Below are 23,047 nucleotides of genomic sequence, written 5' to 3'. Positions count from 1 at the left end.
GAGTACCTCTATATGCCAGCGTTCCCGCTGCAATTAAACACCGATCACGTGCTATTGGCGGCTATCGCCTTGTTGATTTTGCTGGGACTCGCCTTCTGGGTGGGCCGTTCTGCTGGGCGCAGAAGAATCCTGCAAGTGCAAGCAGCGCAGCAGGAGGCGGTAGCAGCTCAGAGAGAAACCTTAGCGGCGCAGCAAGTCATACAGGCACGCTTGGATACCAGCCGTGAGCGGGAAACCCAGTTGGGTGAAGAGGTGGATACTTTGCGCGGTGAGCTGGCGGCTAAGTTACAACAGCTCACCCGCAGCCAGGTACTGGTAGAAAAAGGAGAGCAGGCCCTGGCGGAGCAGCGCAAGCTGATGGAGCAGATGCGCGTTGCTATGGGGGAACAGTTCGAGAATCTGGCCAACCGGATTTTTGAGGAGAAGCAGCAGAGCTTCGTGCGCCGCAGTGAAGACAGCCTGCGCAAAAGTCTCGATCCGCTGGAGCGCCAGCTGGGGGATTTCCGCAAACGAGTAGAGCATGTCTACGATCGCGAAAATGCTGAGCGCAATAGCCTGCTGGGGCAGATCAAAGCCCTGCGCGAGCAAACCCAACGCATCAGCGATGAGGCCCTGAACCTGACTTCGGCCCTGAAAGGTGACCGCAAGATTCAGGGTAACTGGGGGGAAGTGGTGCTGGAGCGGTTGCTGGAAGAGTCTGGCTTACAAAAGGGTCGCGAGTACGAAACCCAAGTCACGCTGACGAGCGATGGCCGCAGGCGCCAACCGGATGTGATTGTGCGCCTGCCGGAAAACAAAGACCTGATTATCGATTCCAAGGTCTCTTTGGTGGATTACGAGCGCTACAGCTCGGCGGAAACCGATGAGGAGCGCACCCAAGCCCTGAAACAGCATATGAATTCCCTGCGCGCCCATATCACCGGCCTTAACAAGAAAGCCTACGAGCAGCTGGAGGGTGTGCGCACCCTGGATTTCGTCTTTATTTTCGTGCCCATTGAGGCTGCGTATATGTTGGCTATGCAGGCGGACCCGGACCTGTTCCGTTTCGCTTATGAGAAGCAAATTGTCCTGGTAAGCCCCACCAGTCTGATGGCGACCCTGCGCACGGTCGAGAATATCTGGCGCTACGAGAAACAAAACAAGAACGCAGAAAAAATCGCCGACGAAGCCGGCAAGCTGCACGACCAGTTTGCTATGGTGCTGGAGTCACTGGATGCTTTGGGTGACCGCCTGCGCCAGGCCGATGACGCTTATCAGCAGACTTACAAGCGACTGGCGACAGGCCGCGGTAATGCGGTGAAACGTATCGATAGTCTGCGTAAGTTGGGTGCTAAAACCCGTAAACAGATCTCTGCAGATTTAAGGGAGCGAGCGGATCAGCCTGAGGTAAAGGGATTGCCACAGGCTGAGGAAGCCGCTGCGGAAGAATAACTTTTTATGGAAAATCTTGTATTCGCGCTATCAGTCACAGGGCCGATTTTCCTGATGATTATTGGCGGATACCTGCTCAAGTATAAAGGGATAGTGCGAGACAGCTTTATTGATGATGCCTCCAGGCTTGTTTTCCACGTGGCCTTACCAGCACTGCTTTTTATTAATATCTATTCCTCGGATGCCAACCCCGCGCAAGAAATAGACCTACTGATAGCAGGGGTTCTCGGCACTTTTGTGATGCTCCCTTTGGCATGGTTGCTGGCGCGGCCGGTATCGCCATTGGATCGCAGCGCTTTTATCCAGGGGGCTTTTCGTGGAAATGTGGCGATTGTCGGCCTTGCCTGGATCGAAAAAGCCTACGGAAGCGAGGGTGTTTCCAATTCCGCAGGGTTGGTAGCGGCACTCACGATTCAGTTTAATGTTATCGCCGTCGCTCTTTTCGTGCTTTACAATAAGGACAGAAAATTTGGCTGGCGGGTGATGCTGTGGGAGCTGGTCAAGAACCCTCTTATCCTCGGTGTAATCGCAGCTATTGTTTGCCGTTTATTGGCTGTAAGGTTGCCGGAAGTACTGCACGATACCATTCAGTATCTTGCATCTGTGGGCCTGCCATTAGGGCTTATTTGTATTGGTGCCAGCATGAAAATGCGAACACTGATGCGCAGTTCTCCTACGGCGCTGGCGGCCTCATTACTTAAACTGGTTGTTGCTCCGATTGTTTGCCTGCTGATTGGTTTGGCATTGGGCATGAGCCCTGAGTACTTGGGATATTTGATCCTGATGACGGGTGCTCCCTGTGCGATCTCAGCCTTTATTATGGCGCATACGATGGGTGGGAATAGCCAGCTTACCGCCAATATTGTAGGGCTCAGCACATTGCTCTCTGTTGTTACTGCCAGCATCGGGCTGGCATTGCTTAAGGTGTATTTGTGAGTTCGAAGGACTAAGTCTAAATATATCAAAGTGTAAGATAAGGGTTGTTGTGAAGGGTGGTTTGTGAATAGAGAGGACTAATATGGAGGAGCTGGCATTTTCGTTTTCAGTAATTAGTCCAATTTTCCTTACCATGACTGCAGGATATTTTTTTGCTCGTTTCAGAGCGCTAGAAAAACAATTTGTTGATAAATTATCCAGGTTTGTCTTTAACATAACATTACCAGCCCTGTTATTTTTTAATATTTACATGTCAGATGCTGGTCCGAAGGAAGAGTTTTTATTTTTAACTGCAGGAGTTCTCGGTACTTTTATAACAATCCCAATGGCCTTTTTTCTTGCATTTCATGTAAGGCACAATGATCGAAGCACGTTTATTCATGCCGCCTTTCGAGGCAATATGGCAATTGTTGGATTGGCATGGGTGGAAAGTGCTTATGGCTTGAGTGGCCTGGCCCAAGGAGAACTCTTAGTTGCTTTTGTCAGTATTGTTTACAATGCAGCTGCAGTAGTTCTGCTTGCTTATTATAGTGAAGATAGAAAGTTCAGCTGGAAAGTGTTACTCAAAGAGATTGGAAAAAATCCCCTGATTTTTTCAGTTTTGTTAGCACTTTTGTTGCGAGAATTGAATGTACAACTTCCTCAAGTCCTCTTGCAAGCGGGAACTGAGGTGGGATCAATTACGTTACCACTGGCTTTGCTGTGTATTGGCGCTAGTTTTGATTTTAAATTGCTTCGTGATAGTTCATTAGCAACATTTGGAGCGTCAGCGATCAAGTTATTACTGGTGCCTATGGCGATGCTAATACTAGGTTGGCTGTTTCGTCTTGAGCAACAAGAATTGGGTGTATTGGTATTAATGGCTGCAGTTCCCAGTTCTTCAGTTTGCTTTGTGACTGCAGAAGGTATGGGTGGAAACAGCCGTATGGCAGCAAATATAATTGGGCTAAGTACATTGCTTTCTATCATTACTGCTAGTTTTGTATTGACGATATTTAAGGTGTTATTTGAATGACTGTTTTTCCAGTTTTTGTGTTAGTTATTGCAGCATTAATAATTTTCTTCCTCGCTACTCTTGCCGGTTACTACTTGCGAAAGCTTGCTGTCGCTCAAAAAAAACAGGCCGAACAGCTGGCTGAATTGGAGCAGGCCGCACAAGAGCAGCGCCAAAGAGTGAACGATAGCATTCAGATTATTGCGCGTTCACTACTGGATGATGGAGTAGGGCTTACTGAAGCTTCCATTCGCATCCGCGTACTTCTGGATGCGCTTCAGGTGGAAGATAGTGTGCGAGAAGAGTTTGTTGCTTTCTACACCATTGCAGAAAAAACCAGCCATATTCCAATTCTAAAAGAATGGAAAGCACTCCCGCGCAAAGAACAATTCCAGTATGAGTTGGAGATGGCGCAGGTGGAAGCGGACTATAAAGATTTCGCCCTAGATGCAGCTAAGCGTATTTTGGGTCGTACTTTTTGAACTCAAAAACTGACAAGTGATTCATTATTTAAACTACTCAGCGAGCAGAAATCTGCTCGTTGAGATTAGGTGAAGCCTTTCCCTTTAAGCTATTCTGAATTTCCTTTCGGATTAATTTTTTATTAAATCTCACATTTGTGAGAATGTATCCCATTTAACTCACCTGCTATTAAGTGTAAACGTCAGCTTAGATATGTTTCCTTGTTTTAATAAGTTGACATCTAGCCTGCTTTTTAGCCTAATCCCGCTCAAGGTATCTAAAGCCAAAACCAGCCTCGTCTGTTTGCAGCACTTGGAAGTGGGCTAACTCATTGATTTTTAATGAAATTGGCAGCTTTATCTGAGGTAAAGAAAGCGGATATTTATAGAACCCGTGTTATCTGCCTGCTTGGTGACTCTATCGTCGATAGCTTTCATTTGCTGAAGGGGTTTCCTTTTTAGCTTCTATGTATCTTCCGGTCCAGGAATACAAAGGAGAGTGATTTTTTAAATTTACCAATAGAGCTTTGATATGAGCAGGTTGTGTGTATTTATATTGGTTTTATTTGGGGGTGGCCCAGTCTTACTTTCCGCAAAAGAGAGTTGTGAAGAAAAGCTGGAGATTGCGTCAAAAGTTTGCGTGCAAGTGGCAGAAAATGCTTATAGTGAAATGCTTGAAATAACGCTAACCCCTGGTTTTGATGCGCTAAATAATTTGGAGGTTTATCATGCGGGGGGCGTAGAATCCCTTTTAAATAGCTATGATTTGCGTATTGATTTCGCCGTGATAGGTGCTAGTAAAATGCTGAATATGAAAATTTCTGAGGATGATAAATATCATTTGCACACTTTTCTATCACGAGCAAAAGATTATCGAGAAAAATATCCTAGCACTGCAGTTGATACAAAGTACTCACTAGAGGCAAAGGAGGTTCTTGGTAAATATATTCCTCCAGAAAAGGATTTGGATAAAGAAAGGCAGAAAAAAATTATTCTTGATAGACTCCGCGAGTTGATCGGTAGGGATCGTGTTGAGTAACGTTAACTATTGCCGGCAGTTAAGTAGAGGCTCCGATATTTTTGCTGGAAACCTTATATATGTTTTGTGGTAGGTCCACTCCTATTTGCACACATGAAGTATCCAGGGCTGGCTGCTGTTGCCAACGACTCTAGGGGTATAAATTGATGGTTTTTAAATTTGTACAGCTACTTATTCCGGTGCTCATGATTTTGTTTGGGTTTTTCCAGGTATTCATTTATCTGAAGCTACGTAAAACATTCAGTAATTGGCCTGTGGTAGTTGGAGAAATAACGCACTCCAGATTATTGAATCAGTTGGATCTCAATGGGAAGAATGTAACTGAAGCAATAATTGCATTCAATTATAAATTTAAAGGGAAGGTGTACAAATCTGAAATGCCAGTCTTGCGGGGTTATGATCTGTTTCCAAGTTTAGAGTATGAAACCTACCTTACCAAGAAATACCGACCAGGGGACGTTGTTGAGGTTAGGGTAAATCCAAAGGTAAATGAGTTTGCATGCTTAGAGGTGGCGCCATTCAGCCGGCTAAGTGCCATTTTGGTGCCGTTAATTCCAATTCTGGGTATTGCTTTAATTGTTTTATTGAAAAATAATTATTTTTCAGGGTTATATGAACATTTGTTATTGCAGTATGATCTGGCTATGTATAAAGCACAAAATACCTAAAAAGACATTACATCATGACTTCCTTGGCGGAAACTTTTTTTGGAAGCTGCGTTTAGATCTCAAGGGCTGTTGAATTTTAGCGGTGCCTGGGATTGGTGTTATGCGTAAATTGATATGAGTGCTCTATTTTATCTGAGGTAGGAGGTTTTCTTAAAATTTTTAAATCAGTGAAGTGTGCATCCCATTGAATGGTAATCTGGAGGTATTGTAAAGAGTGTGTTAGGAGGCTTATTGTGCAATATTTATTGTCCAGTGGGTGTCTTCAGTAATAGGGTATAAGTTGCTCAAAACATTCTGGCTGCCCTTTATTAGTGTATTATGATTACTGCAGAATTAACCATGAAAGAAGTTGAAAATTACACCATTCAAGAATTACAAGAAGCCATCGATGGAATGGATCAGGAAAAGTATCCGGAAAAATATATTGAGATTCAATCTGAACTATCCAGGAAAAAGGTGGAGGTTCAAGAACTGAATGAACGAATAGTGAAATTGTCTGGGGCGCCCCCTTTGCAAAGAGCGGTCAATAAAGGCAACGGTTCATTTACTTTTAAACGTTGTTTTTTTGCGTGCTGTTGCAGTATCGGGTTGTTATGGTTGTTTCTAGGCATTCTTGGTTTTTTTGGTTTTGGAACAATTATCGCAAATGGTGAGCAAGTACACGGTATTAGTGCATTGGTTTCCGCAGTGCTTGGTGGTGGTATTAGCTGCCTAATCTTTGGTTTTATGGTTTGGTTGGGTGAGAAGGTCCTTCGAATTTTCGAAGGCGCATGAAGTAATTCGCAAGTGAGACGATTTGTCGTTAAGTTGGAATAATAAAGATCGAAATTGAAATGAAAAATACATTTTACCTGCCTGCCATTTTTTTAATGGAAGGCGCTGATAAACTATATTGGGTTCGGTTTCCCTTATTTAAGCGGCTATCTTGATCAATCTTCACTGAGTTGGAAGTTCTGGGTAAGTTATCCAAAATCAGAATATCAATATTTGTTGTTGATATTATCTGGTGCACAGACCTACCGGGGTCGGGCATTCAAGTTCTGGTTAACGTTTATAATTTATTTGGGTGAAAAATAGTGAAAATAGAAGCAAGACAAATGTTTCGGTCAAATGGATTGATTGATGATCTTGTCCTATATGCGAAATCAGAGGATTACTTACGATTAGCTGATAATGTTGGAATAGCCATTAGTTCGAATAAGCCAATGCTCATGATGTCTGAGTCAGAAGTATCAATCGAGATTATTTGTGATGAAACAAAAGAGGAGCTTTTTACGGCTCTTCAGAACAAAGCTAATGACTACTTCTCAATGGATGATTGGAATAGCCGAAACATTTTAAGAGTATACGGAAGTGGTGATATCCTAGCTAACTTTCAGCAGTTTCTGGTCAAACTATCTGGGCGAGGTCCCGGGTACAGTTATATCAGTGAATACTCAGAAGACTATAGTTACTCACGCTATTCACCTGAGTGGAGGCTTCATGTTGAATCCTGCTGATAAGTTAATAAATATCGTCACCCGATAGCCTGCACTCTATGTTGTTAGTTCTTAGCTGTGGGCGTCTGAGGTTTTAAGTACAAATTAGATTATGAATGATATTTTGCTTGGGGTGATTACATTTGGTATCTTTGCTCTCCGTTTGCTCGCGATCTTATTGTTGATTCTAGTGTGGGTAAAGAATTTAACGGAGTCGGATAGAGATCCCAATCATATCTACAATATTTTTTGGGAGGAAGCTGGCTATAGAGGAGATAAGATAACATCGGTATTAGGGGGTCTTCTTCTGTTCATTGCTTTTTCATATCCTGATGCCGATATTGAGGTACTGATTTTATGTGCCGTCTTTTCTGTGGTTTGCGGGCTATATCACTCTTCTGTTTATAGAGGTTATGCGATAATTACCGGAAAAATGAAAGTGGCTGGTGTGGCAGCTTTATGTATGCTTACTGCCGTTAGCTTTTTGGTAAGGTATCAAGCGTTATCAAGCTTTTATATTATCTTCTGTGTCGCTTCAATTGGTGCTGCTTGGGGTAGTTATGCTGTCTACAGACGCGCTTACCTAATTCGATTAGAAAGGGTGGTATGGAGAGTAAAAAACCAGACTAAGCCGCCTCTTGTAAGCTGAGCCCCATATGAATTCTACTAGCTGAGCCCCATATGAATTCTACTAATAGGCGAAGTGGTGCAACCTATATCTGGCTAAGAGGCCGCAGGAGTACAATATAGACGGCTAAAGCGACTGTCATTACATCTCTATTAGGCTGGGTGGTTATCATTTATGATACAGAGGTCTATAAATGGTGATGTTGCACGTTTCATAAGGGGCTGCCCTATATGAGCATAAAACCGTCAAAGATTTTACTGATAAATATATTGATTACTGGCGCATTTTATGTCGCCGGTTTTGTCGCATTAGGCAGCTCGTATCCAACTATCGATTCTAGTGGTGAGCAAATAGTCCATTGGTTTTTAAATAATGGATCGAACGCTCGATTTTATGCTTGGACAGCCGCTTTCTTTTCTCTTGGCCTCGCTATCTTTGGTGGGCAGGTTTCAGCCTTGTTGCCAAAGCCGAGTAGGTATATCTTTCTGGCAGGTGTACTAGGATTTGCCATCACTGCCCAGGTACAGGCTTGGCTATGGGCAGGATTGGCACTGCATCCTGAAGGATTAGAGCCTGCAGTTGCGCGCACACTCTTTGACATATCTTCTTATTGGGGGCCTTTGGTGAATGGGTCAACAACTGCGATGGCGATAGCTTTCCTTGTTGTAGGGTTTGATAAATATGTTGAGATCCCGCGTTGGCTTACATGGCTCAGTATCATTTTCTTTGTAGAGCAGGCAATTGAGACCATTACTGTATTCGGTCACAAAGGCTTTATAGCCCCGGGGGGAACTATGAATGTCTATTTAGGGGGCCTTATAGGGTTTCTATGGATTGCAGGGGTTGTACGTTGGGCGATACCACGCATCAATCAGTCCTCTTAATATAAAATTAGTAATCGCAGTTTTATTTCGCTTATGTGCTGCACTAGGAATACCTGATGCGAATTTTCAGCATTGGGCTGTATGAAATTTTAGGTAATGTAAGGGCTGAATCTAAAAGATTAGGAAAGAAACTTAGCGGGGGGGTCCTTTGGTATCTATGAAAACCTTCTCAGCCGTAAAAATTCTACTCTAAACTCATCGGTCAGGGTTCTATAGATTTCTTCATATTTACATTATCAGATTTCGATTGCTACATTCGTTTGAGAGCTGCAATCTGTTATGGTGGCTAATTGATAAGGTATGGCAAGGCATAAACACTAATAGGTTGTAGCAGACCTTTGGTTTTCAATGAGATAGTAATGCTACTTGCCAGTCGCCCAGTTACGGATATTAGAGGCTCAAGTGTAAAATGACACCAGCAATTTCTATGGCCAAGAAGGCTAAAATCTCTCATAAAGTACATGAATACACGCATGATTCATCGAGTGAATCATACGGATTGGAGGCTGCTGAAAAATTAGGGGTGCCCGAGTCTAGGGTCTTCAAAACACTAGTTGTTAGCCTGGAAAACAAAGAGCTGGCCGTTGGGATAATTCCTGTTTCATCAATGCTCAGTATGAAGCTCTTAGCAAAATCTGCTGGCGCTAAGAAAGCCACAATGGCTCCAAAATCAGATGTAGAAAGATCAACTGGTTATGTGTTAGGAGGTGTTAGCCCATTAGGTCAAAAAAGGCGACTTAAAACCATCATTGATTCTTCGGCTAGAAATAACGCTACGATTTATATTAGTGCGGGCCGCAGGGGGCTTGAAATAGAGCTGGCTCCTGATGACTTGGCAAGTCTTGTCAGCGGAGTTTTTTCTGAAATATGTCAGTAATTACATATCTAATTGTATTGAGTGATTAAACTAGTAGGGGAGTGATTATGATCAAAATACAAATTTTCAAGGGCTAAACTTAGCAATTCCATACGTTTCAAACTACACAAGGGGTGTGCTGGTAATGGGGATTGATACACCATTGCGAACAATAAAGCTGAAAATACTATGAAAGCTATCGAATATCTAAAATTTAGCGAGGTTAATCCGCACAAATTTCTGCCTATATTAAATGGCCATAAGACAAGAAAGCATTTGATTGAGCATGAGATATTTACACTTAAAACAGTAACAGAGTGGATGCATTCAAAAATAGAGGTAGATAAAGAGGCAGGTTGTAGAGTTAGAGCCATTATTGTTGATGATGAATTAGCTGGTTGGTGTGGAATTCAACAAGAATGTGGAAAGTATGAGATCGCGATTGTCATTGATGACCAGTTTTGGGGGGTAGGTAGAATAGTGTTTAAAGATCTAATGAGGTGGGCGCGGGAGCTTAATCATGATGAGGTATTAGTCAACTTCCATCACACTCGTCCTATTTATAAGTTCTTGGAGAAAGTCGCTGAGGATATTCATGAGTCTGAAATATATGGCAGTAAATTTACAACGTATAAAATTAAGTTGAAATAACATTGTTCAAAAATCAATGTTGATAGACACTAGAAAATTTAGTATTCAGGATGATTCGAACGTTCATTGCTACAGACTTTCCAAGAATCTTGGAGATCTATACTCTCTCTAAGTTAGATGAGCTTAGATTTGAAGCTGTGGAATTTGAGTTTCTGCCGTTGGAAAAAGATGCGAAGAGGCTGTCAGCGCTAAGGGAGTCAGATATTTACGTCTACGAAGATGAAACAATTCTTGGCTATGGCGCAATGTTCCAGCAAGAAATTCGAGCTCTGTTTGTATGTCCGAGTGCCAGAGGGGAAGGGGTAGGGAAGTCGATACTTGAGTTTCTGCTAACAAAGATCAGTGGCCAAGCTAAGTTGTTCGTTGCAAAATCTAATTGGCCTGCAATCAAGTGTTATCAAAAGGTTGGATTTGAAACAACTAAAGAGTTCACTGCTGAATACAATGGTACGCCGGTGCAGGCTATCGAAATGGTTTGTTCAAATAAGAAGTGTTAGCATCTCGATGTTTATTACTCCGACCCTACAGGGCTCCCAGAGGTTGCCCTAGCTTTACCTAGGCGATGGGCTAGCTCTTTCTAAGGAATCAAATATGACTGGTAGATTTAATTATTTGGAATTGGCGGGAATACTTACTCTGATCGTTGCAGGGTTGCATGCTGGTTGTATTCTGTTTGGTGCGGAATGGTATCGATTTTTAGGTGCCGGAGAGGCAATGGCTCAAATGGCTGAAGCTGGAGATTCTTACCCTACAATAGTTACAGGGATTATTGTGAGTGTTTTACTAGTTTGGTCTGCCTATGCTTTTTCCGGGGGTGGCCATATATTCAGACTCCCATTATTACGCACAGGGCTGACACTTATATCTCTAGTGTTGCTTGTGAGGGCGCTTGGTTTTTACTTTATAATGCCGGCTTTTCCAGATAACTCATTAACCTTTTGGCTTGTTAGTTCAGCATTGTGTTTTACTTTAGGTGTAACCTACTTGCTAGGCTTGCATCAGTCATGGGAGCGTTTATCTAGCGAGGCCTAACCAAGCTGTTAAGAATTGTCACTAAAAATACAACAGTAAGAATCTAAAGCATCGCTTAATTTGCATGATCCTTTTGCTCAAAATAGAATTAGCTTCTAAAAGCTTTACATTAATATCTGATGTAGCCAACATAACTTTGCCATCTCAAAGAAGAGGACATATGGAGTTGGGTGTATCTCTAAAAGAGCAACTCATACCCTGATTTTTTAAGTTCTTTGTTAACGAGTCTACGTAATTTGGCTGTGCACCTGCGGTTAGCCCTCTGGTTATATAAGCGGGATATTGTTCGTAGAGATGGGAGTCTACGGCTACCAATGCCGTCGATAACCACAAAATGGCTATTAATCTCATCCCATACAATATTAACCGTACGTAAGTCACGAACGACAATAAAGGTCTGCTCTAACCATTCTAGTAGGTCAATAAGGCCGTCGATATGCTTCTGGTTGAACTCCTGGCTGGTGATCAATTTATGAAGAGTATCAGCTAACTCTCCAGTATGTTTTTTGACGGCTCTTACAGTAATTCCCAGCCCTAAGTTAGTATCCACAAATCCTTTAAATTCTTGTACATAGTGCATATCTTTCACCTTACCTTCGCGCAAATAGATGTGCTCGGAAACCTCCTTTATGTATGGCCAATAGTAAGTAAGTCGGCGTAACCGAGTGGAAATGGAAAACTTGTAATCCATTGTTCTTCTAAACTGATCACTGATTACTTTAATAAGGAGATCATCTGATTCCGGGTGAGGAAATACTAGCTTCTCATTTCCCTTTGCGATGGCTTGGTCTAACCTTAACTGCATATCCATAGTGGTTGCTCAAGAAAACTAGTCTTTTTTATTTTGTATTCCACTTTGAGGCTTGGTAGCTGATCAAAGGGAATGACTACTTAATTATAGTTAATATTTACTTTTTCTCTTGCGAAATGTTAGTTGAGAGAAAATGGGTTTAGCTGCTGTGCTGATACTGGCTGTAAACTCTAGTGGACTTTATTTGTATAGATACGGTGGTTTAGCAATTGGTAGTTAGGGAGAGAGTAGATGTATGTTTCTGAAAACTAAGAGAGTCCCTGAATAATTTCGTGATGTCTCTGGCTTTAAATCAAGATGTGGCTTTGCTGGACCTTTCAAACAGTCGCAATGCTGAGTATAAATGGCTCTGCAAGCACCGTAAGGGCTGGCCATGGAGGCCACTGGTGCTGCGTGCACGAAAAATAATCGAAAAATCTGAGTTGAGAAAGTAATAGAGTGTGCTAAGCAGCACGTTTGAAGGAGTATGTTTTTATAAATTGAATAGAGGTTATATGTGTGCTGAGGGTGCTCTTTTGGGAAAGCTGCCGTTAATGGCTATGTGGGCATACCTATTGCCGGTGAAGAATAGCAGTATTTTCTTTAGGTTTAATGAAATCTGATAATGCTCGATTTGTTTAAAGATTAACTTATGCTTCTTATCATTTACTGCGATGATTTTCTATCTTAAATTTTCAGACACGAGCAATAGTCTAACCGAAGCCTAATGACTATTCCTCTCCACTATTGACTCTATCAATCAAAAGAGTCATATATTTTATCTTTGGGGTTTATCTATCAATACCCTCGCTTCGCCGATACTTCGCATTTGGGGTGTTGAAACTCATTTTATTTCAGTGCTTACTATAAAACAGAAAATTGAAGTTTTCTTTTTAGAAGCCTTTTTAGTTAATTTTATGTTGCGGTCTTATAAGAATGATTAATGTAAAGAGAGCGGGTTTAGGTGCATTGGTAGTTTCATCGGTTCTTATGGGGTGCTCTGTTGCCGATAATAAGACTGGTGTGACTGATAAGAAAGCCGTTGACGATTCGGTGTTACTCTATAGCTTAGCGGATCAGTATGCCGAAGTATATTTAGAAAATTTCCAACCATATGCTTACTTCTCAGATATGGAGCTGGACAGGCACAACCTTTTCTTAAGTAACTCCCCCGCGAACTCTGCCTCTCTAGCGGCCTCTGAGGACAAAATTCTCAGTAAATTGGCTGAAATAGATCTGAATGGGCTAAAAAGTGATCAAGAGAAAGTGTTCTACTTCAAGCTGAAAGAGCGATTGGAGTCGAATGTTGGTTTAAGGGTCTGTAAGACTGAACTCTGGTCTGTTGATCATATGTTCGGTCCCCATATTATACTTGGCTTTTTGACGGAGGTTCAGCCAGTTGAAACTGCCCAAGACAGGGCAGATGCGATTGAGCGCTGGCTTGACGCGGCTCGTTACTATGAGCAAGAAATAGCCAATCTTCGCCGTGGGTTGGAGCAAGGTTACTCTGCACCTCAGAGTGTGGTTAAGCGAGTCATTCAGCAAGTTGATGGTTTGACCCAAGTACCCATTGATGAGCATCCTTTCCTGGGTTTAGCGAAGAAAGCTAAGGACCCGGAATTTGAGGCAGCATTTAAACAGGTGCTTTCAGATCACGTTATTCCCTCAATGGTGAATTATAAGAATTTTCTAGAATCCTCCTATTTACCTGAAGCCAGAGCCGAGCTTGGCATCCATGCGATTCCTAATGGCCGTGAATGCTATATGGCTCAGTATCGTTCTTATACGACATTGCAGAGAACACCAGAAGAAGTTTTTGAGTTGGGTTTAAGTGCTGTCAACGCAAACAAGAGCGAAGTGGTTCGCTTAGGCAAGGCGTTCTATCAAGTAGATTCCTATTCTGAGGCAGTGGCAAGGGCCAGTGAAGATAAAACTCAGAAATTTAACAGCGCTGATGAAATGCACCAGTTTTTTGAGCGCTTGGTAAATAAGTCTAGAGATTTAACCGTAGACTTTTTCCATGAAATGCCTTTGATCGAAATGGAAGTGAAGGCCATCCCTGAACATGAGCAGGGTTCTGGTCGCAGTGCACACTATATTCCGGGCACTAAGGAGCGAAAGGCAAGATTTGGATATGATCCGACAACCTACCAGGATGAGTCATACGCTTCTGCAGAGAAGGTAACTATCCATGAAGGGTACCCGGGCCATCATATGCAAATTGCTCTCGTACAGGAGCAGGAAAAGTTTCATAAAATAGAAGATGCATTGTCTAACTCTGCGTTTGCTGAAGGTTGGGGCAGGTACTCTGAACATCTAGCGGAAGAAGCTGGAATGTATCAGTATGGGTCCACCAAAATCCTTAGGCGTACTTGGCCTGCGCGAGGTATGGTAGCGGATACCGCAATGCATGTACTTGGTTGGAGTGATGAAAAAGTTGCGGAGTTTTTGCAGGATTCTGGCGCTTCATTTGCGAAAGGCCCGAGGACTCTAATGGACCGAATGGCAGTAATGCCGGCCCAGCTTACCTCTTATGACTCTGGTGCCCTCGAGATTTTCGCCTTGCGAGAACTGATGCAAAATGAACTTGGTGAAGACTTCGATATTAAGGACTTCCATGAAATCATTCTGAGAAATGGCAATGTTCCTATGGCCGTACTAAGTGAGCAGGTAAGGGGTTTCATTCAGGATAAGAAGCAAGGGTAGCTGCTTTTAAGTCTGATCTCGGGCTCGTGTTATTGCGAGCCTGAGCTACACAGTTGGGTGCCAATTAATTTTTGATTAAGTGTCAGCGCTATATAAGTTGGGTTCCCGAATTGGGCTATGTTTAATTTTTTTACTATAGTGGTTTTTTCCTTCCCAGTTACGATTTTAATCAGTCACCTAAAGTTATCTGATCTGATTAAGTACCAATTTGAGAGGTACCATGAAAAATGGCTTAGGGATGGAAGTCCGATGGCTTTGTTTTTCAAACCGAGGGGTTCTTCCTTTTATGCCTTTCATGCTGTATGTAACAGGTTGGCTCGAGGGGAGAGGCCGGATTGGATCTTTGGTGATCCTTATGCAGAAATACTCTTTGGGAAAGTGAATTTTTGGGATGAATTTTCTAAATATCACACAATTCTCTTCGCTATCTCTATGTTTTTATTCCTCTGGTAGTTATTAAGATGGTTATAAAGTGGGTAGTTAATTGTTCTCTTAAGAAGTTGCTGCTGCCTGAGTCAAAGTAACTACCCCAAATAAAGCTTCGTAATTATTAATATGAATGTTTTCAGGGGGCCTTACACTTACTAAATCCCCATTTGCCTGGACGCTAGATCCCGCATAATTTCTTCAGATCCGCCACCAATCGCATTCACTCGCACTTCACGATATATACGCTCAACACGGCTGCCGCGCATATAGCCCGCACCACCTAACACTTGCATAGCCTCCCGGGCGCAGAACTCAAGGGTTTCTGTGGCTTGAACTTTGAGTAGTGCGATATCGGCTACCTTGAGCTGATGTTGTTGCTCTGCCCAGGCACAGAGGTTCAGATAGGCTTGGGTGGCATTGATGCGTTGAAGCATCTGGGCAAATTTGTGTCGAATCACCTGGTGATTGGCGAGACGCTTTCCGAAAGTCTGGCGCTCCTGGGCCCACTCAATGGCGTCCTGCAAACAGACCCGGCTGAATTCTACACAGGAAGCGGCAATGCCCAGGCGCTCGCGATTGAAGTTGTGCACTATGGGCAAGAAACCTTGGTTCTCACCGCCAATTAGATTACTCGTGGGCACGCGCACCTGATCAAAAAAGATACTGGCCGTATCAGAACACCACCAGCCCTGCTTTTTATCGAGAAGCTGCCGGCTAACGCCTTCGGCATCCGTAGGGATTAAGAGTAGGGAGATACCGCCGAAGCCTTCTTCGCCAGTGCGTACGGCAGTAGTAAACCAGTTAGCGCGCATACCGCCGGTGATATAGGTCTTTTCGCCGGTAACGATATAGTCATCCCCATCACGCTCTGCGCGGCACTGGAGATTGGCTACATCGGAGCCTGCGCCTGGTTCGGTAATTGCCAGGGAAATATGCTTTTCGCCACGTAATACCGAGGGAATAACCTGATCTTTTAGGGCCTCACTGCCATAGTGCAATAATGGGGGCAGGGCAATGCCGTGGACCATTAGGCTGGCGTAGAGTCCACCTGCGCCGGGGCGGGCTAACTCCTCTGCGGCAACAATCATATGGAAGACATCGGTTTCGATGCCGCCGTAGTTTTCCGGATAACTCATCTGCAGAAGGCCAACTTCTGCCGCTTTTTTCCAAAGTTCAGCGGGCAGTTGGCCGTCTTCGTCCCATTGAGTGATATAGGGGCTGATTTCGCGGTCGACAAAGCGGCGCAACTGGGTGCGCCATTCCTGATGGCCTTCGTCATAAAAGGGGCTTGCCATACGGGAGGCATCAATATCGTACATGCTGATCTCCTTTAGGAAGTAGCGTCACTGGGAATTTTGGCGGTTTCCGTGGGAGTGGCTTCGATTTGAACTAACAGCTGGCCACCGCGTACCTGGTCTCCTTCACAGGCGCCCAGTTTAATTACGGTACCGTCGCGGTCTGCGCGCAGGGCGTGCTCCATTTTCATGGCTTCCATTAAGGCGATAGTGTCTCCCCGTAGAACGCTTTGATTGGGCTCAACCAATACCTGCACCAGGCAACCGTCCATAGGAGCCGTGATGCGACCACTTCCTTCGTTAAGGCTCGATTTGGCGGGGGCGTGGGTGATATCGACAAAATGAAATTGCCTGCCGTCTAACAGGAGATGCAGATTGCTTTGGTTGGCTAGGAACAGTCTCTTTTGGCTAACGCCATCCAGCAGGAGTTCAGCGCTATAAACTCCACTTTCTTTTTGTGATTTCTCAAAATGGACCCACTGAATCAGGAACTGCTGGTCGCCTACTGAGATTTGATAAGAATTATCTACTAACGCCAGCAGCTCACAGTTTAGAGTTTTTCCTGAAATTTCCAGTCGGTAGTTGGTCGGCACGCTGTTGTCGCCACTGCGCCAGTCACTGCGGCCGCTGCGCCGATCCTGAGGGTTGGCTTGGTGCAAGTGATTCAGTAATGCGGCTTGGGCTGCAACTACTGCTGGAACCGATTCTGCGGATGTCAGCGTGCTGTTTTGGTCGAGAAAACTGGTATCGGCATCGCCAGCGATAAACTGTGATTCGGCCAGGATCTTCTGCAGGAAATGGATATTGTTTTTAGGACCGATAAATTCCAGCTGGCTTAGGGCTTGGGTTAGCTTGCGCCGAGCTTCTTCTCGATTCTGCCCCCAGGCAATTAATTTGCCGAGCATGGGGTCGTAAAATGGCGTAATTTCGCAACCACTTTTCAAGGCGTGGTCGATACGGATTCCTTGCCCCTTTGGCGTCTTCCAGTGGAGCACTTTTCCGGCCTGGGGTAGGAATTGTTGTTCCGGGTCTTCGGCATAAAGGCGGACTTCAATGGCGTGGCCATGCTGGGTGATTTGCTGTTGGGAGGCTGGAAGGGCTTCGCCGCGTGCTACTGCCAGTTGCCAAGTTACCAAGTCAAAACCGGTTACCATTTCTGTTACCGGGTGCTCTACTTGCAAGCGGGTGTTCATTTCCAGGAAATAGAATTCGCCGTTGGGGCAGAGTAGAAACTCTACGGTGCCCGCGCCTAGATAACCGCAGGCTCGCGCGGCATCGACTGCGGCTTGCCCCATTCTTTCCCGCAGCTGGGTGTCGACCGCTGGGGAAGGGCACTCTTCGACCACTTTTTGATGGCGTCGTTGTACGGAGCAATCTCGCTCCCCCAGGTGAATACAGTTGCCATGACGATCCGCAAATACCTGGATTTCGATATGGCGAGCGTTGACCAGTGCCTTTTCCAGAATTAACTCGTCGCTGCCGAATGCACTCATGGATTCACTGCGGGCAGCGCGCAGCTGGGAGGCCAGTTCGCTGTCTCCGTGAGCCAGGCGCATGCCGCGCCCACCACCACCTGCGGCGGCTTTTATCATTAACGGGAAGCCAATGCGCCGCGCCTCGGCGATCAGGGTATCGTCGTCCTGGGCACCCTGAAAGCCGGGAATACAGGGTACGCCGGCAGCGGCAACAAACTCCTTGGCTTTGCGTTTGTTGCCCATTAGTTCTATGACTTCGGCACTCGGGCCAACAAAACTCAGTCCATTCTCTTCGCAAGCGCTGGCAAATTCCGCATTCTCAGCGAGAAAGCCGTAGCCGGGGTGGACGGCAGTGGCTCCGGATTTTTTAGCTGCGGCGAGAATTTTTTGGATATCCAGATAGGACTCCGCCGAAGTCTGCCCGCCAATGGCTACGGCGATATCGGCAGTCTGTGCGTGAAGTGCATCGCAGTCCGCATCGCTGTAGACGGCGACTGTGCGATAGCCTTCCGCTCGGGCAGTACGCATAATTCGCAGTGCGATCTCGCCGCGGTTGGCGATTAACAGGGTCTCTGTTGTCGACATCAGTGCTGCCACTCCGGTGATCGTTTTTCCAGAAATGCACGGGCGCCTTCGCGCCCTTCATGGCCTTGAATTGCGCGGGAAAACTCTTTTGCAGCGCCGTCGAGTAGTTGGCCGAGGGCAGTCTCATCGCTCACCCGCGCTGCATCCAGCAAGATCTGCTTGGTCGTTGCCAGGGCGCCGGGAGCGCAGGCATTGATCGCGCCCAGGTGTTCTTGCAGCGCGCCTTCGAGGGCTTCGGAATTATCGAGTAACTGGTGGACTAACCCAATTTCCAATGCCTGCTGTGCATTGACTTTGGCTCCGCTGAGGGCCAGGCGTCGGGCCTGGGAGAGGCCGACCCGTGCTACGACAAAGGGAGCAATTTGAGCAGGCGGTAAACCCAGGCGGGTTTCCGGCAGGGCAAAGCGGCAGCTGCGATCGGCGATGGCAATATCGGCACTGCAAGCGAGCCCGAAACCACCGCCCATTACGGCACCTTCCAATACCGCAATGACTACCAGGGGAGTGCGATTAAATCGCTCCATCAATTCGCCGAAGCGGCGGTTGAGGTGGAAGAACGCATCGCTATTACCATTACTCGCGCCCTGTTGCGCATTGAGCATATCGGCAATATCCCCACCGGCGCAGAAATTGTGTTCTGCACCCCGCAGCACCAGTGCTCGCACCTGCGGGTCTTCTTCCGCTTCTGCGAGCTTTTGCAGCAGCTCATCTACCATTTGCAAACTGATGGCGTTGCGCTGTTGTGGCCGGTTTAGCGTGAGATGGCGGGCGATGCCGATGGTTTCATCAATAATTGTCTCCATGGCCTGACCTCACGCGGTGGGTTTGCGTTTGCTGGGCAGTATGCCCATCAGCTTACAGATAATGCCGAGCATTACTTCATCTGCACCGCCGCCGATAGCGGTGAGACGGCTATCCCGGTAAGCGCGGTTGATTACAGTCTCCTCGATATAGCCCATGCCACCCCAGAACTGCAGGCACTGATCGGGAATAGAGCGGGACAGGCGACCAGCCTTGAGCTTGGCCATTGAAGCAAGGGTAGTGACATCTTCACCTGCCACATAAGCTTCCACCGCGCGCCAGGTTAGAGAGCGCAGGCATTCCACTTCGGTCTGCATTTCTGCGAGGGCAAAGTGGATAGTTTGATTGTCGATCAATGGTGCTTTAAAGGCATGGCGTTCGCGCACATAGTCGATGGTGCTGGTTACACAGTGCTCCAGGCCTTTTAAGTTCAGCGCGGCGCCGGCGAGGCGTTCTTCCTGAAACTGAAGCATCTGCAATAGGAATCCGGCACCCTCATCGCCGATGCGGAAATGTTTGGGCACTCGCACATTGTCAAAAAAGATGGGAGCGGTTTCCGATGAGCGCATGCCTAATTTGTCGAGTTTTTCGCCGATGCGTACACCAGGCGTTTTTGCCGGAATAATGACCAGGGATTTGTTGCTGTGAGCTTTGCCCTCACTGGTATTGACCAGGGTGCAGAAAAAATCGGCGCAGGGGGCGTTGGTGATCCACATCTTGCTGCCGTTAATCACATAGTCGTCGCCATCGCTCTTGGCGGTGGTCTTAATCGAAGCAACATCGGAACCGGCGCCGGGTTCGGAAACGGCAATTGCACCGATCATCTCGCCACTCACAGCGGGAATCAGGAACTGCTCTTTGAGGTCCTGGCTGCCGAAGTTGGCCAGGGCAGGGGTACACATGGAAGTCTGTACCGAAATCGACAGAGGCACGCCGCCACAGTGGGCACCGCCCAGCTCCTCGAGAAAAACGGTTTCATAACTGAAGTCGAGACCCAGACCACCGAAGTCTGTGGACTTGCTGATGCCCAGCAGGCCCAGGCTGGCCAGTTGTTGGAAAATTTCGTGGATAGGAAAGCGGCCGGCCTTTTCCCATTCCGCCACATTGGGATTGATTTCCTGCTGTACAAAGTTTTGTACAGTGCGCTGCAGTTCCCGGTGTTGATCGCTAAATATCATTATTGTTTTCCCTGCCTTGAAGTGTGAACCCGGTGATTGTGTTAATGGGCAACCGCACTTCCTTGTTGCCCCGGTTTTTCGTTAGAACCTAGCTACGCCAAAGGTATTTTTATTGAGTTTTCTCTGCTCGGCCTCATTGCAAATTTCTAGCAACATGCCTAAAAGTTTGCGTGTATCGCGGGGATCGATAATGCCGTCATCCCAGAGGCGTGCACTGCAGGCGAGAGCATCGGAATTGCCATGCATAAATGCGCTGGTGTCATTTTCCAATTTGTCCAATACTGTCTCATCCACATTGCCACTGCGTTGCATTTTTTGCTCGGTGACGATGCGCATTACCTTGCCGGCCTGGGCTGCGCCCATAACTGCGGTGCGGGAATTGGGCCAGGCAAAAATAAAGCGGGGATCGAATCCGCGACCGCACATGGCGTAGTTGCCGGCCCCGTAGGAACCGCCCACGACAATACTGAGTTTTGGTACGCTGGCATTGGCCACGGCCTGAATCATTTTGGCGCCGTGCTTGATGATGCCGTTGCGCTCCACCTCGGTACCCACCATAAACCCGGTGGTGTTATGCAAAAACAGCAGTGGCGTGCCACTCTGTTCGCACAACTGAATAAACTGCGCGGCTTTGTTGGCGCCCTTGGGGGTGATCGGGCCGTTATTCCCAATAATTCCCACAGGGAAGCCTTCGATACGAATATGGCCGCACACGGTTTGTCGATCGAATTCCGGCTTGAAATCCAGCATGGCGGAGCCGTCGGCGATACGAGCTAGAATTTCGCGCACGTCGTAGGGCTTTTTGCTGTCTGCTGGAATCAGGCCGAGCAGGTCGTCGATAGGGTGCAGTGGGTCTCGGTAATCTTTTTGTACTGAGCTTTTAATGGGTGAGGGTAGTGCGGCAACAATCTCTCTTGCTATGCGAATACCATCGGCGTCGTTCTCTGCTAAGTAATCGCCACTGCCGGACTCGGTACAGTGCATTTCCGCTCCGCCGAGGCTTTCCGCATCGGCAATTTCACCGGTGGCAGCTTTCAGCAGCGGCGGCCCAGCCAGGTACATACCGGTTTGCCCGCGCACCATAACGACATAATCTGACAGGCCCGGCTGGTAGGCGCCGCCGGCAGTAGCGCCGCCGTGTACCACAGTAACTTGCGGAATACCGGCGGCGGACATTCGCGCCTGGTTGGCAAAACCCCGCCCACCGGGAGCAAAAGTGTCGCTGGCGTACATCAGGTTGGCGCCACCACTTTGCGCCAGGGCGACTACCGGCAAATGATTTTCCAGAGCGATCCGCTGCATTCGCAGGGCTTTATCCATCCCGGCTGGTGAGATGGTGCCGCCTTTTACGGCATAGTTATCAACCCGAACCATACAGCGTCGACCACTGATTTGACCGATGCCGCAAATGGCACCGCCACCCGCACCGGTACCATCCTGGTCGTCAAACAATTTATAGCCGGCGAGGGAGCACAGTTCGACAAAAGGGGCGCCGGGGTCGAGGAGCAAATTAAGGCGCTCCCGTGGCAGCAGCCAGCCCCGTTCACGATAGCGGGCCGCCTTACTTTTTTCAGCTTGAACCGGGCGTTGCTCAGCTTCACGAAACTGGTTGATTTGCTCCAGCATGGCAGCTTGGTTGTCATTGAATTCTGCCGAGCGGTTGTCGAGCTGGGAATCAATCGGCTGCATTAGAGCTTACCCTCTGCTTCCAGCTCTTCAACAACTTGGGGCCGGCGTTTGCGGTGGAATCCATTAAAGCGTTTAGAGTTGTTCGCGGCTTGTGGCTGCCAAAGAGGAGAGTGGTGCTTGAGGCTGGAGCCACCATCGATACGCAGCGTTTGTCCGGTGATATAGCTGGCCGCATCGGAAAGTAGGAAGCACACGGCCCCGCTAACTTCCGCTTCCTCTCCCAATCGGTAGAGGGGGATACTGTTACGGAAGCCCGGTAGTAGCTCGCGCAGGAATTTGGGGTCGTAAGTATCAAAGCCGCTGGAAAGAATATAGCCTGGCGCCACGGCGTTAACTCGAACGCCAAATGGCGCCCACTCCAATGCAGCGGTTTCGGTAATATTTTCCATGCCTGCGCGAGCGGCACCGGAGTGGCCCATCATTGGCATGCCGCCGGCGTTATCTGCGGTGATATTTACGATACTGCCGCCATGTTGTTTCATCGACTGCACAAAAACTTCGCGGGACATTAAGAATCCACCGAGCAGGTTACTGCGTACAACAGCATCGAAGCCTTTTGTGTTGATCTGCTCAAGGGGGGAGGGGAACTGGCCACCGGCATTGTTCACCAGCCCATGAATTTGGCCTCGGGCCTGGACAATTTGCCCAACCGTTTCCTGGACACCCTCTTCATCGCGAATATCCAGGCTGAACAAACTGCACTCGCCACCATCGTTATTGATTTCACCGGCAACCCTTTCCAGCTTGTCCAGTTTGCGCCCAATCAATACAACATGGGCGCCGAGGCTGGCCAGTTCGTGGGCGATACAGCGGCCAATACCACTGCCGCCGCCGGTGACGATATAGGTTTGCTCGCTAAAGCTGCCTGAGCGCAGCTGGCTTTGATAGCGCATGAAAGTTTCCTTTTCTTGGGCCTTTAAGGCCTATTCAGTTTTTATTGTTCTTGTTGGCGCTTGCGCCTGCGTGTGGGAAAACGCAGAATAGCTTAACGCTACCAAGCAAGCGCTTGGTATTCAAGGGTTGGCGCCTTTTTGATTGTGT

22 protein-coding genes are annotated in these 23,047 nt (G+C 46.9%); 15 read left to right on the top strand and 7 right to left on the bottom strand.

Translation table 11 applies throughout. The features are described 5' to 3' along the window. Positions 1 to 12: 12 nt before the first annotated feature. The 14 genes from ACJJIV_RS01620 to ACJJIV_RS01555 all read left to right on the top strand — a co-directional run bounded on the left by ACJJIV_RS01620 (position 13) and on the right by ACJJIV_RS01555 (position 11,058). On the top strand, positions 13 to 1,431 hold the full coding sequence (locus tag ACJJIV_RS01620) for a DNA recombination protein RmuC (RefSeq protein WP_444890500.1): 1,419 nt from the start codon (positions 13 to 15) through the stop codon (positions 1,429 to 1,431). 6 nt (positions 1,432 to 1,437) lie between these two features. Continuing rightward, entirely contained in the window at positions 1,438 to 2,367 is a 930-nt protein-coding gene (locus ACJJIV_RS01615) for an AEC family transporter (RefSeq protein WP_444890499.1), read from the top strand. An 82-nt stretch (positions 2,368 to 2,449) separates the two neighbouring features. After that, positions 2,450 to 3,382, top strand: a complete 933-nt coding sequence (locus ACJJIV_RS01610; RefSeq protein WP_444890498.1) for an AEC family transporter — start codon at positions 2,450 to 2,452, stop codon at positions 3,380 to 3,382. Then, positions 3,379 to 3,843, top strand: coding sequence for a DUF2489 domain-containing protein (locus ACJJIV_RS01605; protein ID WP_444890497.1), 465 nt, complete (start codon positions 3,379 to 3,381; stop codon positions 3,841 to 3,843). Before ACJJIV_RS01610 ends, ACJJIV_RS01605 begins: the two co-directional genes overlap by 4 nt. 511 nt (positions 3,844 to 4,354) lie before the next feature. Continuing rightward, a complete protein-coding gene (locus ACJJIV_RS01600; RefSeq protein ID WP_444890496.1) occupies positions 4,355 to 4,861 on the top strand; it encodes a hypothetical protein in 507 nt (168 codons plus the stop codon). Positions 4,862 to 5,007: 146 nt separating this feature from the next. Further along, positions 5,008 to 5,529 carry a DUF3592 domain-containing protein gene (locus ACJJIV_RS01595; protein ID WP_444890495.1) on the top strand — a complete coding sequence of 174 codons (522 nt, stop codon included), beginning with the start codon at positions 5,008 to 5,010 and terminating at the stop codon, positions 5,527 to 5,529. Positions 5,530 to 5,868: 339 nt separating this feature from the next. Beyond that, a complete protein-coding gene (locus ACJJIV_RS01590; RefSeq protein ID WP_444890494.1) occupies positions 5,869 to 6,303 on the top strand; it encodes a hypothetical protein in 435 nt (144 codons plus the stop codon). A 302-nt stretch (positions 6,304 to 6,605) separates the two neighbouring features. Then, on the top strand, positions 6,606 to 7,028 hold the full coding sequence (locus tag ACJJIV_RS01585) for a hypothetical protein (RefSeq protein WP_444890493.1): 423 nt from the start codon (positions 6,606 to 6,608) through the stop codon (positions 7,026 to 7,028). A gap of 91 nt (positions 7,029 to 7,119) precedes the next feature. Beyond that, positions 7,120 to 7,656 carry a hypothetical protein gene (locus ACJJIV_RS01580; RefSeq protein ID WP_444890492.1) on the top strand — a complete coding sequence of 179 codons (537 nt, stop codon included), beginning with the start codon at positions 7,120 to 7,122 and terminating at the stop codon, positions 7,654 to 7,656. A gap of 209 nt (positions 7,657 to 7,865) precedes the next feature. After that, positions 7,866 to 8,519: a hypothetical protein gene (locus tag ACJJIV_RS01575; protein ID WP_444890491.1), complete on the top strand. Its 654-nt coding sequence runs from the start codon at positions 7,866 to 7,868 to the stop codon at positions 8,517 to 8,519. A 409-nt stretch (positions 8,520 to 8,928) separates the two neighbouring features. Then, positions 8,929 to 9,396: a Cys-tRNA(Pro) deacylase gene (gene ybaK / locus ACJJIV_RS01570; RefSeq protein WP_444885158.1), complete on the top strand. Its 468-nt coding sequence runs from the start codon at positions 8,929 to 8,931 to the stop codon at positions 9,394 to 9,396. 168 nt (positions 9,397 to 9,564) lie between these two features. Then, a complete protein-coding gene (locus tag ACJJIV_RS01565; RefSeq protein ID WP_444890490.1) occupies positions 9,565 to 10,026 on the top strand; it encodes an N-acetyltransferase in 462 nt (153 codons plus the stop codon). A gap of 50 nt (positions 10,027 to 10,076) precedes the next feature. Further along, complete coding sequence (locus ACJJIV_RS01560) at positions 10,077 to 10,523, top strand: GNAT family N-acetyltransferase (protein WP_444890489.1); 447 nt, start codon at positions 10,077 to 10,079, stop codon at positions 10,521 to 10,523. Between the two features lie 94 nt (positions 10,524 to 10,617). After that, the gene (locus ACJJIV_RS01555) at positions 10,618 to 11,058 is read left to right on the top strand and encodes a hypothetical protein (RefSeq protein ID WP_444890488.1); all 441 of its coding nucleotides are present in this window, start codon (positions 10,618 to 10,620) and stop codon (positions 11,056 to 11,058) included. Between the two features lie 178 nt (positions 11,059 to 11,236). Here ACJJIV_RS01555 and ACJJIV_RS01550 read toward each other — a convergent pair whose 3' ends face one another. Beyond that, a complete protein-coding gene (locus ACJJIV_RS01550; RefSeq protein ID WP_444890487.1) occupies positions 11,237 to 11,869 on the bottom strand; it encodes a YrbL family protein in 633 nt (210 codons plus the stop codon). Between the two features lie 915 nt (positions 11,870 to 12,784). Between ACJJIV_RS01550 and ACJJIV_RS01545 the strand changes: the two genes are divergently transcribed. Continuing rightward, complete coding sequence (locus ACJJIV_RS01545) at positions 12,785 to 14,554, top strand: DUF885 domain-containing protein (protein ID WP_444890486.1); 1,770 nt, start codon at positions 12,785 to 12,787, stop codon at positions 14,552 to 14,554. Between the two features lie 584 nt (positions 14,555 to 15,138). Here ACJJIV_RS01545 and ACJJIV_RS01540 read toward each other — a convergent pair. From ACJJIV_RS01540 to ACJJIV_RS01515, 6 genes are all read right to left on the bottom strand, one after another. Beyond that, on the bottom strand, positions 15,139 to 16,302 hold the full coding sequence (locus ACJJIV_RS01540) for an acyl-CoA dehydrogenase family protein (RefSeq protein WP_444890485.1): 1,164 nt from the start codon (positions 16,300 to 16,302) through the stop codon (positions 15,139 to 15,141). 11 nt (positions 16,303 to 16,313) lie between these two features. Beyond that, entirely contained in the window at positions 16,314 to 18,338 is a 2,025-nt protein-coding gene (locus tag ACJJIV_RS01535) for an acetyl/propionyl/methylcrotonyl-CoA carboxylase subunit alpha (RefSeq protein WP_444890484.1), read from the bottom strand. Continuing rightward, positions 18,338 to 19,141 carry an enoyl-CoA hydratase/isomerase family protein gene (locus tag ACJJIV_RS01530; RefSeq protein WP_444890483.1) on the bottom strand — a complete coding sequence of 268 codons (804 nt, stop codon included), beginning with the start codon at positions 19,139 to 19,141 and terminating at the stop codon, positions 18,338 to 18,340. Before ACJJIV_RS01530 ends, ACJJIV_RS01535 begins: the two co-directional genes overlap by 1 nt. A 9-nt stretch (positions 19,142 to 19,150) precedes the next feature. Beyond that, on the bottom strand, positions 19,151 to 20,317 hold the full coding sequence (locus ACJJIV_RS01525; protein ID WP_444890482.1) for an acyl-CoA dehydrogenase family protein: 1,167 nt from the start codon (positions 20,315 to 20,317) through the stop codon (positions 19,151 to 19,153). An 81-nt stretch (positions 20,318 to 20,398) separates the two neighbouring features. Beyond that, a complete protein-coding gene (locus tag ACJJIV_RS01520; RefSeq protein ID WP_444890481.1) occupies positions 20,399 to 22,006 on the bottom strand; it encodes an acyl-CoA carboxylase subunit beta in 1,608 nt (535 codons plus the stop codon). Next, complete coding sequence (locus ACJJIV_RS01515) at positions 22,006 to 22,899, bottom strand: SDR family oxidoreductase (protein WP_444888864.1); 894 nt, start codon at positions 22,897 to 22,899, stop codon at positions 22,006 to 22,008. Before ACJJIV_RS01515 ends, ACJJIV_RS01520 begins: the two co-directional genes overlap by 1 nt. Positions 22,900 to 23,047 lie beyond the last annotated feature (148 nt).

Source organism: Microbulbifer mixtoriginis (SeqCode) (genome assembly GCF_052466765.1).
The sequence above is the reverse complement of the archived record's forward strand: the minus strand, read 5'-3'. Positions and strand labels throughout refer to the sequence as shown.